At 61.7% G+C, this 11,351-nt stretch carries 10 protein-coding genes and 1 pseudogene; 7 read left to right on the top strand and 4 right to left on the bottom strand.

Annotation, left to right across the window (positions count from 1 at the left end; translation table 11 throughout):
* Nucleotides 1–98 precede the first annotated feature (98 nt).
* Nucleotides 99–302: a type II toxin-antitoxin system Phd/YefM family antitoxin gene (locus HNR59_RS03345; protein ID WP_183825939.1), complete on the bottom strand. Its 204-nt coding sequence runs from the start codon at nucleotides 300–302 to the stop codon at nucleotides 99–101.
* Nucleotides 303–526: 224 nt separating this feature from the next.
* Here HNR59_RS03345 and HNR59_RS03340 point away from each other — a divergent pair, with 224 nt between their 5' ends.
* The 4 genes from HNR59_RS03340 to HNR59_RS03325 are packed head-to-tail and all read left to right on the top strand — an operon-like array spanning nucleotide 527 to nucleotide 4,262.
* On the top strand, nucleotides 527–1,105 hold the full coding sequence (locus HNR59_RS03340; RefSeq protein WP_183825936.1) for a hypothetical protein: 579 nt from the start codon (nucleotides 527–529) through the stop codon (nucleotides 1,103–1,105).
* An 8-nt stretch (nucleotides 1,106–1,113) separates the two neighbouring features.
* Nucleotides 1,114–2,490 (top strand): 7-cyano-7-deazaguanine synthase, encoded by a 1,377-nt coding sequence (locus tag HNR59_RS20955; RefSeq protein ID WP_183825932.1) that lies wholly within the window; start codon nucleotides 1,114–1,116, stop codon nucleotides 2,488–2,490.
* Nucleotides 2,477–3,667, top strand: a complete 1,191-nt coding sequence (locus HNR59_RS03330) for a helix-turn-helix domain-containing protein (protein WP_183825929.1) — start codon at nucleotides 2,477–2,479, stop codon at nucleotides 3,665–3,667. Before HNR59_RS20955 ends, HNR59_RS03330 begins: the two co-directional genes overlap by 14 nt.
* On the top strand, nucleotides 3,642–4,262 hold the full coding sequence (locus HNR59_RS03325; protein ID WP_183825926.1) for a PIN domain-containing protein: 621 nt from the start codon (nucleotides 3,642–3,644) through the stop codon (nucleotides 4,260–4,262). Before HNR59_RS03330 ends, HNR59_RS03325 begins: the two co-directional genes overlap by 26 nt.
* Before the next feature lie 284 nt (nucleotides 4,263–4,546).
* On the opposite strand, the gene HNR59_RS03320 is transcribed toward HNR59_RS03325, so the two are convergent.
* From HNR59_RS03320 to HNR59_RS03310, 3 genes and pseudogenes are all read right to left on the bottom strand, one after another.
* Complete coding sequence (locus tag HNR59_RS03320; protein ID WP_183825923.1) at nucleotides 4,547–5,779, bottom strand: type II toxin-antitoxin system HipA family toxin; 1,233 nt, start codon at nucleotides 5,777–5,779, stop codon at nucleotides 4,547–4,549.
* Nucleotides 5,779–6,156 carry a helix-turn-helix domain-containing protein gene (locus tag HNR59_RS03315; protein ID WP_183825920.1) on the bottom strand — a complete coding sequence of 126 codons (378 nt, stop codon included), beginning with the start codon at nucleotides 6,154–6,156 and terminating at the stop codon, nucleotides 5,779–5,781. The genes HNR59_RS03320 and HNR59_RS03315 overlap by 1 nt, the downstream gene beginning before the upstream one ends.
* A gap of 166 nt (nucleotides 6,157–6,322) precedes the next feature.
* Nucleotides 6,323–6,929: pseudogene (locus HNR59_RS03310) on the bottom strand (type IV toxin-antitoxin system AbiEi family antitoxin domain-containing protein).
* A gap of 346 nt (nucleotides 6,930–7,275) precedes the next feature.
* Here HNR59_RS03310 and HNR59_RS03305 point away from each other — a divergent pair.
* From HNR59_RS03305 to HNR59_RS03295, 3 genes are all read left to right on the top strand, one after another.
* Nucleotides 7,276–8,469: a DUF932 domain-containing protein gene (locus tag HNR59_RS03305; protein WP_183825918.1), complete on the top strand. Its 1,194-nt coding sequence runs from the start codon at nucleotides 7,276–7,278 to the stop codon at nucleotides 8,467–8,469.
* 176 nt (nucleotides 8,470–8,645) lie between these two features.
* Nucleotides 8,646–10,787, top strand: a complete 2,142-nt coding sequence (locus tag HNR59_RS03300; RefSeq protein ID WP_183825915.1) for a ParB/RepB/Spo0J family partition protein — start codon at nucleotides 8,646–8,648, stop codon at nucleotides 10,785–10,787.
* A gap of 97 nt (nucleotides 10,788–10,884) precedes the next feature.
* Nucleotides 10,885–11,286, top strand: coding sequence for a hypothetical protein (locus HNR59_RS03295; protein ID WP_183825912.1), 402 nt, complete (start codon nucleotides 10,885–10,887; stop codon nucleotides 11,284–11,286).
* Nucleotides 11,287–11,351 lie beyond the last annotated feature (65 nt).

The following is an 11,351-nucleotide window of genomic DNA, read 5'->3' as shown; positions in this document are numbered from 1 at the left end:
CGCCCCGTTCTCACGCCTAACCTCTCATTCAACGTCGTCTGATGCCAGTGGCGGCGACACTTTCAAAAGACCAAGTCTTTTGATGCACGAACACTTCATTATCCGCCTTTCGACGGCGCCTTGATCCCGATTTCCACCTTAGCCGCGCGACTCGGTTGCGCGGAAAGGCGTCCAAATTCTTCCACCGAGATGACCACGACCACGCCGCGCCCGTGCTTTTCGATTAGCACCGGTTCCGCACGCGCGGTATCGATCATCAGCCCGAAGCCGTTCTTCGCTTCGCGCGCCGACATGGTTTTCATCGCCGAATCTCACCTCGATCCATTGCGCTATTTAGGACGAAATGGCTCTTTTCGGCAATGGTGGATTGGCTGCTTAACTGGTGGCCCGTTACCAGCCGGCTCGGCAATAAGCTTCGTGACCGCTTTCATGACACCGCCCCGCCTTCAAATCTATGTCAGCTTTTTTTCTTGAATTATAATTTTTGTCAGATATATAGTGCACGGGCCTGACATGGAGAACTTCTATGACCGATGGCCCGTTTAAGAACCTAGCTCTCGGTAGCTGCTGGAGGCGGCTTGGCGAGGCAGTGCAGAACGATGCGGCCTCGTCCGAGGAATGCAGCGCTTTAGCTTCGGACTCACTTGCCCGCCATCTGGTCACCAAGGAACATGCGAAGGCGCTTCAAGAGCTCGACGCACATCTCGACTCAGGTCAGTTGGATCTCGATCCGTTTGGGTCCGTCGAGGCCATTTTCGACCGTTGCGAGAAGACCCCCTTTCTCGACTCGCTTCAGAAGGAGCTTCTGTATCGTACTGCTAATGACACCAGCCTCGGCGACGCGATCGCCCCAGCACTCGCCGCCGCCATCGATACTCAAATCGGCGAAGCTCGAAACCGTTTTCAGGAAGAGTGCATCCGTGCGGTGGAAGCGGGCGAGATGACCCGCAGCACTGCAGATCGAGCGCGTGATAAGATCGCTTCCGCCTTCGACGCAGTGGAGAGCGCGAAAGTCCGAGACGCTCTGTTGGCTGGTAGGAAGGACGCCTTTGAGAAGAACTTGGGTAGAAGCGACAGCGTCGATGAAGGGATGGTCCGCCTGTGAATGCTCATGTGACCAGTTCCGAACACTATGGTCTGACGCTTCGCGTCGTCGAGGCAGGCCAGAGACACCAGCGGGTTCAACCCGGATCGGTGGCCGTCGCCGAAATCGGGAAGGATATCGTTTTCGATCCTGATGTCCTTGACACTTACGACTACGAGGGATGGAAGCCTATCCACCACGACCTTCTGGTGGTCAGCGCCGCAGTTGAATATGCCGACCGACGAACGGCAAGGCGGATCGGTCGGTGGGCGCGCGATTTCGACGTCACCGTCCCTGTCGTCGAGATTGCTACGTGGCAACGAGCCGAGGTGCAAGACAGCCTTCGTGCTGCGCTGCGACATCTCACGGGTGACAATTGGCAATTCTGCTTCGTTCCTTGGCAGAGCCAAGCTACCTTGGGCGCGCGCCAGCGGTCGCTTCCCTTCGGAACCGAGAGAAGCTTCGTGATCGCTTACAGCGACGGTCTGGATTCACGCTGCGTCTCGAAGATATACGGGTGCGGAAGCGCCGCCATATGTGTGCGAGTGACCAAACACCGCCATTCCTTGAAGAAAGGTGACGAGCCGTTCGACCAAATCCCCTTCCGCGTCGATGTCCCCTCTTCCCGAGAAAGCAATGTGCGCTCGCGCGGGTTCAAGTTCGCCTCCGTAACGGCGATCGCTGCACACTTGACGGGATTGAGCAGGATCGTGGTCCCCGAAAGCGGTCAAGGCGCACTTGGGCCGGTCCTTCTGCCTCTACATAATATATACGCCGACTATCGGAACCATCCGACGTACTTCCGCAAGATGGAACGGTTCATCAAGACCGTGCTCGGGCACGAGGTCCGTTACGACCAACCCCGCCTGTGGAATACGAAGGGCGAGACGATCTCGGCCTATCGGCGCGCCACGAACAAAGCGGTCGATGAGCTCTTTGAGACCCGCTCGTGCTGGCAACAGCGCTGGAACGCGAAGATGGACGGGAAGCTGCGGCAGTGCGGTCTTTGCGCTGCATGTCTGCTTCGCCGGATGAGCATGCATGCTGCGGGGATCGATGAGCCAGGCGACACTTACGTCATCGCTAATCTCACCGTTCCGGCCTTTGCCGATGCGTTTCCGGGTGAGAAAAAAGTACGCCTGAGCCACACGATGGCGGAGTACGGGAGTGTCGGGGCTCGTCACCTCCAACAACTCGCCGAAATGGCGGACTTGCCCGATGCGGACTTGAAGGTTCATTCCTTCGAGATCGCGCGCGCGACGGGAGAAACGCAGGACAACGTTTTAAAGAATCTCAGGAATATGTTGCTGATTCACGCAAAGGAATGGCGCGCCTTCTTGGCGGCCCAAGGGGAACAAAGCTTCTTGAGAAGCTGGATCGATGGAGGTCGTCATGGCCGACCTTAATGAATTAAGCGCCCAGGAAATCGGTCGGCGTCTCCGCATCGCGCGGGAGAATGCGGGCATCCGTCAAGAAGAGGCGGCAGAGGTCATCGGCATGTCGCGCCCGACCCTTGTGTCGATCGAGAAGGGTGCGCGGCGCGTCCGGATTCAAGAATTGCAACTTCTTGCTCGGCACTACGGTATTTCGGTGAACGGCCTTCTGCGTCGGGAAGCGGTTCATACCGATCTGGTGCCGCGTTTCCGCAAGATGCGTGAGACGGAGGATGACCATACACTCGAAGCCGTCGAACTGCTGAATGATCTGGTGAAGGCCGAGGTGGAACTCGAAAACGTTCTCGGCATCGAGCGGCGACGGCACTACCCGCCGGAGAAAGGGATCAACCAGGGCGATATAGTCGAACTTGCAGGGAAGCAGGCGGAAGAGCTGCGCGACTGGCTCGGGCTTGGTGCCGGTCCGATCGGCGACATCTTCTCCATCATCGAGCTCGACCTCGGCATACGCTTGTATCAGCGACGACTATCCTCCAAGTCGAAGGTTGCTGGCTTGTTCACCTACGACGACGCAGTCGGGGCCTGCATCCTCCTTAACGCCAATCATCCCCTGGGGCGACGTATCCAGTCCGCCGCACACGAGCTCGGACACTTTGTAGGGACGCGACGCGTCCCGGAGGTTTTGGAGGACGATGAGCAATTCCTATCTCGTGACGAGCGCTACGCAAATGCGTTTGGTCGCGCCTTCTTGACGCCGCAGAAGAGCTTCTCGGAGAGTTTCAAGCAGTTGACGGCTGGGGCCGACATGCTCACCCGTCGGCACGTTATCTTACTAGCGCACCAGTATAACATTTCCCGCGAAGCGTGTGTGCGCCGCCTGGAAGAGCTGGAGCTCCTAAGAAAGGGGACGTGGGAATGGCTCAAGTCGAAGGGCGGGATAAAGGATCATCACGCGCGGGAAGTGCTTGGGGATGCCGCGGAGCGTCTAGATGTAGCCAAGACCGACGCTAACCGGTCGGTCTCCCACAGGATGAGCCTCATGGCGCACGCCGCTTGGAAGCGTGGCATCATGTCGGAAGGTCAGTTGGCCGAGCTGCTGAAAATGCGTCGCGTGGAGGTGCGTGAACTAATTGACCAAATTGAGCTTGAGGAAAACGAGACGGATGACCTTCTCAAGCTCCCTGGCTGACGATCATAGACCGCTGATCCTCGACACCAGCGTCCTGATCAATCTGCACGCTTGCACCTACGGCGAGCGGGTGTTGACGGCCATCAGTAATGATATCGTCGTACCCGACATCGTGGCTGGGGAGCTGGAGCACGAGACGAGCCGGAAAAACGGAGACCAAAGTTTTCTTCAAGGCCTCATTGCAAACGGCACGGTGACCGTCGCCGGAATGACGGACGCTGAATACGAATTGTTCGCCACTTTGTCCGGCGGCTCTCCTTCTCTGGATGACGGAGAGGCCGCGACAATCGCGATTGCGACGCGTCGGCACTTTCGGGCCGTCGTTGATGAACGGAAGGGCCGCACTCGCGCAGCGGGACTGATGAATGGTGTCGAACCCGGCTGGACTTTTGACCTTCTCCGGCACCCTAGCGTTGTGCACAGCCTTGGCGAACAGTGGGCAGCTGATGCTGTCTATCTAGCGCTGCGGCACGGGCGAATGCGTGTCTCCGCGGAACGCTGCAGAGAAATCGTGGGCCTAATAGGGCGGGACCGCGCGCTTGAGTGCCCCAGTCTGCCGAACTTCAAGAATTTATCGCGGGAAGCGGCGCTTTAGATGCCGGCGCGGGCACAATCGGTTCTCCAGTACAGGCGGAGCGACACAGGGGACCCGCCTCCAAACTGCGTCCCAGCGAGCCCAAGAACGCCGGGAACAGTCAACGCGCTCTTTCGCCAGTTTTTTTATAAATCACTACTTCGTTCTCGGTCTAATATTGTGATGAAACTCGGCAGGCGGATTTATATGCTTCCAACCTTCATCTGGCGCACCCGCTGAAACGGCTCCAAATTCTTAATGTATCCATATCTGATAGATAAATTGCGAAAAATATTCATATTTGACTATTTCTGTAGCGCAAACTCACTTTGCTCGTTGAGAAAGGCAGCCTCATAGTCGCGCGCCAGCGCGCCAGAGACGCCAACTTGTCTGAAGGCTTCGCGCCATCCGTCTGAAATGCGCTGCGCCATGGTTCGGATGATCTCCCGTGCCTCGGCCTCGGGAATCTCGAAAAACGCGCAGGCCTCTAGAGCGAGGTTAACCGAGCGATCATGGGCCCCGCCCTCAAGGATTGCCGTCTCGAGATGCGGGTTGCGATCCGGCGCCGGGTTCACGTCGAACACCGGCGACAAGCGCCACTGACCCGCCCCCACATAGAGGAAACCGTGGTTCTTCAGGTGATCGTCCTTGTTGGACACGAGGATCGTGAAGATCAGACGCCGGTAAAGTTCACGGAAATCGTCAGAAGGATCGGATGAGTAAGCCCGCATGAAATCAACGATCTCGGTATAGGACCCCAGTTCCGCTCCCGTCTTGCCGAGCGCAGTGCGCGCGGAGATGTAGGGAATCCGCGCGGCCCCACGCCGATCGAACCGCTGGATCAGCGCCACCGGGAACGGCGTGTCCGCCAGTTCCAGCCGTGCCTCGGGCGTCCGGATACCGCAGACTGCCGCCAGGCGCAGCGTCGCGACCTCGACGCGCTCGATCGGCTGTTGATCGTGGACCGAGGTGAACTTCGCCAGCCACAGCGCGTCGCCGTCCCTGACATTGGCTTTGGGACGAGCGCCGCCGGAGCCACCGGCGCCGGCGAGCGCCTGCATATCCTCGGGCGAGATCTCCTTACCCTGCTCATAGGCGCGCGCGATCGCCGTAATGGTTTCGAGATCGACCAGACGCGGAACGGCGTCCGCTGCCTTGCCGCGAATGAACTCGCCCTTGTCATCCAGAAAACGCAACGCGCCTTGGCGGCAGGCATCGTCGGAAAGCGTCAGATACTCGAATTCATTGAGACCATTGCCATAGGCGCGTTCGAGCAGTCTGCGTCCCCAACTGTCCGGAGCCGCATCGGCGAAAACGCCCGCCAAAGCGTCGCGCATGTTGCCGGGCTGCCCCGAAGTGTGGAATGGGCCGGCCTCAAGAGGGAAATCGGGCTGTATGGCGAAGGCGCGCGGGTTTTCGATCCATTCGGCGTCATAGGCGAAGGTCGAGAATTGGCGTGGCCCGGCATGGGTGAAACGCAATTGGCCCACCGATGCGCGGCCTTCGCCAAGCGCGACATGGGCGACGAAATCGGCCATCAGAAGGAAGCCCCGTCAGGGTCCACAACGTCCTGCCGATCCTGCGTCTCCTCCGTCTGAGCCTTCTGCTTTTTCAGCCTTGCGGCGAACGAGCGGCCCCGGCGCGGTCCTTGCTCCGCTACCAGCGCCAGCCCCAGATCGTCCTTGCGGATATCGACCAGGTCAGCGAGACGCTCCAGAAGTCCCAGCACAACGAGAACGTCGGCAAGCGTTCCGATGGCAACGCCCGGATCACCCCGTTCAAGGCGGGCGATGGAACTTGGCGAGGTTCCCGCACGCACGGCGAGATCCGCCACGGCAATACCACGCCGCAGACGCGCGTTGCGGATATCCTGGCCTAGCCGTTCCAGTGCAGGTTTCGCCTTGGGGGAACCCATATCAACCATCCATATATGATGGAAAAAATCTATTATCCGATCATATATGATCAATTAGTCCGGAGGTCAAGAATTCTAGTTCGCGCCCGCCCGGTCCACCATCACCTCGTTTTGGCAATCTGCGGCAGGCGGGGCGCGAACTGAGGAGCCGATATTCTCGATCTCCTTAGCCATTGGCGGTCAGTGCCTCGAGATAGGGCCGCATGACCGTGGCGACGGTTCCTCGCTCGGCCTGGCTGGCAATCTCGCTTGGCGTCGTCTTGCGCTGGCGCAGCGCTTCCTGCAGGCCTTCGATCGCCACGGACAGGCCAATCTTGTTCCGATATCGGAAGCAATCGGCGATCGTCTTTGCGACGCCGAAAACCTTCACGGGCACCCTCTCGACAGGGTGGGTTTCAACCCCCTCCGTCAGGAGACGATCTGTGAAACGTACCAGTCGGATGGGCGTGCCTTCGGGTTTCGGGGACCAGTCCTTCTGGCCCACGGCGAGCCAAACCTGCCTCGGGCAGCTGATCCGTCAGACCATGAAAAGCCAGGGCCGAAACGAGGCAAACGACGCCCTTGGGAACCCGTTTGGCGGCCTCTGCCAGACTGTGGTGAACGTCGAGGGGCGCATCAGAAAGTTGATAAAGTCCTCGCGCGAGCCGAAGCACCTCGCCGTCGCGTTCCATGCGGCTCATGGTGGCGGCTGTTACGCCGGCCTCGCGCAGTTCTGCCATGCGCGAAATGCCGCGCGCGGTCAGCACGGTATGGGCAATCTGGCGCTGGGACATGGATGATGGCACGATACGGAAACTCGGAACATAGGACTTACTGTCCGAGGATTTGTATCATTTTCGCATGGTGAGGAAAGGTGCGAGGTAAGAGGCTGCCGTTTTACGAAACGCGTTCGCCTCAAACGGCCCCCCCTGAGCCAACAGCGGCGACGGCTCACCTTGTACATCCGCACCGCGAGGGGAAAGCCTTCCCCTGCGTCCGAGCCCGCTGGTCTCGAACGACCCCTTCTGCGGGGCGGCTGCCCCGCAACGCCCCGCTGAGAGTGAGAGAGTGGACTTGTTTCCCGTGACGGGTTGAAGGTTGGAGAAGAGGTCTCTGACGCCCGTCATGGAGAATGGTCCCATGAATATGCAGGTCCTCGATGCGCGCCGTGACACCAGCGGCGGTTACAAGGTCGATGTTGGCCGGGGCGAGCGGGTCGGCCGCGTCTCGTCCGAATGGTTCTCGCGCCCAGCCGACGAGCGCTACCTGTCGCTGTCCGAGTTGGCGCGATCGGTGCGCGACCGCGCCGATCGCAGCCGGACGCGGATGGTGGAGAGTGCGCTCATCCACGTCGAGGCGAACCGCAACGACCCGGAACGGCTAGCGCTGATCCTGCCGGGCACCGATGCGGCAATCGCGCCGACACACTGGTCCTTCGGCCAGCTCGCCAGCCTGGTCGGTGCCCCCGCTGCCTATTTGCGGCAGCTCCCCGCCGCCCTTGCTGGCATCAACCTGCAATACGGCCTGACCTCCAATCGGGCCGAGCAGATCAAGACGCTCGAAACCGATACTGGCCGTGTCGAACTGCGCGCCGTCACTGGCCCGGACTATGGCCGCATCTACGACCACGAGCTGGTCGAGGCCGTCCAACGCATCGCCGGCAATGGCACGGGCGATACCCGCTGGAAGGTCCCGGGCGTGCTCGACTGGTCGACCGGGATTTACAATCCGCGCGTCGACATCACCAAGGACACGACGACGCTCTATGCCTCCGATCGCGATGTCTTCCTGTTCCTGGTGGACGACCTGAACCCGATTGAGGCCGGCCGCCTTCCAGATGGCTCGCCGGATCTCTATTTCCGGGGCTTCTATTGCTGGAATTCCGAGGTCGGCGCCAAGACGCTCGGCATGGCGAGCTTCTATCTGCGCGCGGTCTGCCAGAATCGCAATTTGTGGGGCGTGGAGGATTTCGAGGAAATCACCATCCGCCACTCCAAATATGCCGCCAATCGCTTCGCGCACGAGGCAGCCCCGGCGCTGCTGAACTTCGCGAACTCCTCGCCCCTGCCGTTCGTCAACGGCATCAGGGCGGCTCGCGAGCGGATTGTCGCCAGGACGGACGAAGACCGCACTGACTTCCTGCGTCGTCGCGGCTTCTCCAAGGCCGAGACCGGCAAGATCATCGACACGGTGCTGGCCGAGGAAGGTCGCCCGCCTGAGTCCATCTTCGATTTCGTGCAGGGCATCACCGCCGTCGCCCGGGACAAGCCGCACCAGGACGCCCGCCTCGACATGGAAGGCAAAGCCAAGAAGCTGCTCGATCGAGCTTCCTGATTTCCGCAAAGCCGGGGATGCGGTTTTCCGCGTCTCCGGCTTTGCGCTTCCGTGCCTTTCAGGTTTGCCGGTTCGTGCCGCTGCCCCCCTTTAGAGGAAGAGGGCGGCGCTTCGCTTCGTGACGGGTTGGAGGTTGAGAGAGAGTCTCTCGGCCGCCCGTCACGGAGTAAATCCCGATGGCTACTGCCGTTCAGAAGATCATCCTGTCGTCCTCGCGCGACATCCCCTTCAACAAGCTGGTGCTCAGCCAGTCCAACGTCCGGCGCGTGAAGGCCGGCGTCTCGATCGAAGACCTCGCGGCCTCGATCGCTCGTCGCGGCCTGATCCAGAGCCTCAGCGTCTTCCCCGTCGTTGACGCCGAAGGCAACGAGACCGGCATGTTCGAGGTGCCCGCCGGCGGCCGCCGCTTCCGCGCGCTCGAACTGCTGGTGAAGCAGAAGCGTCTCGCGAAAGTCGCGCCCGTCCCCTGCGTGGTCCGCGATCGCGACGGCGCCATCCTCCCCGAGGAAGTGTCGCTCGCCGAGAACATCGAGCGCGCCGCGCTCCATCCGCTCGATCAGTTTCGCGCCTTCCACGACATGCTGATCAAGGGCATGACCGAGGAGGAGATCGCCGCGGCGTTCTTCGTGCCCGTCAACGTGGTCAAGCAGCGGCTGCGCCTCGCGACCGTCTCGCCGGTCCTCCACGACGTCTATGCCGACGACGGCATGACGCTGGAGCAGCTCATGGCGTTCACGGTCTCCGAAGACCACGAGCGTCAGACCCAGGTCTGGGACGCGATCAAGGACGCCTGGTCGAAGGAGCCCTATCAGATCCGGCGCATGCTGACCGAGACCACGGTGCGCGCGTCCGACAAGCGTGCCGTCTTCCTCGGCATCGAAGCCTATGAGGCGGCTGGCGGCACCGTCATGCGCGACCTCTTCCAGGCCGATGATGGCGGCTGGCTGCAGGACGTGGGGCTTCTCGATCGCCTCGTCGCCGACAAGCTCAAGGCCGAGGCTGAGGTGATCGCCGCCGAGGGCTGGAAGTGGATCGAGGTCGCGGTCAGCTTCCCCTACGACGCCGTTCGCGGCCTCCACGAGGTCTGCGGCACGCCGATCGATCTATCGGCGGAGGAACAGGCGACCATCAAGGCGCTCACCGCCGAGCAGGTCAGGCTCGAAGCGGAATATCAGGACGCCGACGAACTGCCCGACGAGGTCGACGAGCGTATGGGCGAGATCGAGACGGCACTGGCGGCGTTCGACGACCGCTCGGAGCACTTCGATCCGGCCGACATCGCCATCGCTGGCGTGTTCGTCAGCATCAACGCCAACGGGTCGCTTTCGGTCGATCGCGGCTTCGTTCGGCCCGAGGATGTGCCTCAGGTCCGGACCGATGGTGAGGAAGGATCGGAGAAGGACATCGAATCCGATGGCACCGCGAGCCCGTCGGTGCAGCGCGCCGTCATCACCATCGGCGGCCAGCCTGTCGAACCGGAGGACGATGAGGACGACAGCATCAAGCCGTTGCCCGAACGCCTCGTCGTCGAGCTGACCGCCTACCGCACCCTCGCGTTGCGCAACGCGGTGGCGGAAAACCCGCACATCGCCATGACGGCGCTTCTCCACAAGCTGGTCTCGGACAGCTTCATGACCCGCATGTACACGGGCGCCATGGAAACGGGGGTGAAACACATCTTCTTCCCCGTTCAGGACGAGACGCTGAAGGACAGCCCCTCCGCGCGGGCTGTGCAGGAGCGTCACGACGCCTGGGCCGCCGACATCCCGAAGGACGACGACGCCCTGTGGGATTGGCTCGCTGGTCTCGACGATGCCAGCCGCATGGCGCTGCTGGCGCATTGCGTCAGCTATGGGGTCAACGCGCTCTATGAGCGGCCGAACCCGCACAGCGCGGGCGGCGTGTCGCAGCATACGCTCGATATGAGGCTCGCGCAGGCCGACCGGCTGACGCGGGCGACCGGGCTCGACTTGGTCGAAGCCGGCTGGCGTCCGACCTTCGGCAACTACCTCAACCGTGTCACAAAGCCGCGCATCCTCGAAGCCGTCCGCGAAGGCGCCGGCGAACGGGCGGCCGAGCTTATCGGTCATCTGAAAAAGGGCGACATGGCCAAGGAGGCCGAGCGTCTCCTGGCCGACAGCGGCTGGCTGCCCGAACCGCTTCGACTTGCCGGTGTCGATGGCGATCCGGCACCGGACGCGGACGGCGATGGCAAAACCGAGGACGCCGCGCTGCCCGACTTCCTCAGCGCCGACGACGAGTCGGAACCGCCGGCCGATGGCGAGGACGCCGAACGTCACCTCATCGCCGCCGAATGATCGCCTCGCGGGGCAGCTTCGGCCGCTCCGCACCTTCCAATCCCATCCACTCAGAGCCCGGCCCAGCGCCGGGCTCTTTTCGTTTCAGGAGCCTGATATGGCCGAATATCTCACCCGCTTCTCCTGCCTGCTCGACGTCGGCTCGGTTGCCAATGTTGCGCGGGCCTTCGACATCTACACCGCGCTGATGGCCGAGAATGGTCGCGAGGACCCGCCCGCCGAACCCTTCCTGCTCTCCCTGACACCCGAGCACGGCGCGACGCGCCTCTGGCTTCGCGACCCCGGAACCGCCGATCCGCAATTGCTGGTCACCTTCGTCACCCGCTGCGCGGAGACATTCGCACTCACCGGCACCTGGGGGTTCCAGTGGGCCGGTATTGCTTCTGACCCTGTCGTGGACGGCTTCTCCGGCGGCGCCCATCTGCTCGACCTCGGCACAGGCCGAACGATTGAATGGATCAGTACCGGCCGCTGGCTGGCCGAAAGCCGAATGCGATGATCCCCGACCATGCGCGCGCCCGGCCTCACGGTCGCGCGCTTTTTTTATGTCAGCGGACAAGAGGA

It is taken from the genome of Aquamicrobium lusatiense, from assembly GCF_014201615.1.
GTDB lineage: Bacteria > Pseudomonadota > Alphaproteobacteria > Rhizobiales > Rhizobiaceae > Mesorhizobium > Mesorhizobium lusatiense.
Note: the sequence above shows the minus strand (reverse complement) of the source record. Positions and strands in the feature narration are given on the sequence as shown.

Coding starts and splice junctions, on each gene's coding strand:
- HNR59_RS03345 (WP_183825939.1), bottom strand. CDS start 302: ATGAAAACCATGTCGGCGCGCGAAGCGAAGAACGGCTTCGGGCTGATG.
- HNR59_RS03340 (WP_183825936.1), top strand. CDS start 527: ATGACCGATGGCCCGTTTAAGAACCTAGCTCTCGGTAGCTGCTGGAGG.
- HNR59_RS03330 (WP_183825929.1), top strand. CDS start 2,477: ATGGCCGACCTTAATGAATTAAGCGCCCAGGAAATCGGTCGGCGTCTC.
- HNR59_RS03325 (WP_183825926.1), top strand. CDS start 3,642: ATGACCTTCTCAAGCTCCCTGGCTGACGATCATAGACCGCTGATCCTC.
- HNR59_RS03320 (WP_183825923.1), bottom strand. CDS start 5,779: ATGGCCGATTTCGTCGCCCATGTCGCGCTTGGCGAAGGCCGCGCATCG.
- HNR59_RS03315 (WP_183825920.1), bottom strand. CDS start 6,156: ATGGGTTCCCCCAAGGCGAAACCTGCACTGGAACGGCTAGGCCAGGAT.
- HNR59_RS03305 (WP_183825918.1), top strand. CDS start 7,276: ATGAATATGCAGGTCCTCGATGCGCGCCGTGACACCAGCGGCGGTTAC.
- HNR59_RS03300 (WP_183825915.1), top strand. CDS start 8,646: ATGGCTACTGCCGTTCAGAAGATCATCCTGTCGTCCTCGCGCGACATC.
- HNR59_RS03295 (WP_183825912.1), top strand. CDS start 10,885: ATGGCCGAATATCTCACCCGCTTCTCCTGCCTGCTCGACGTCGGCTCG.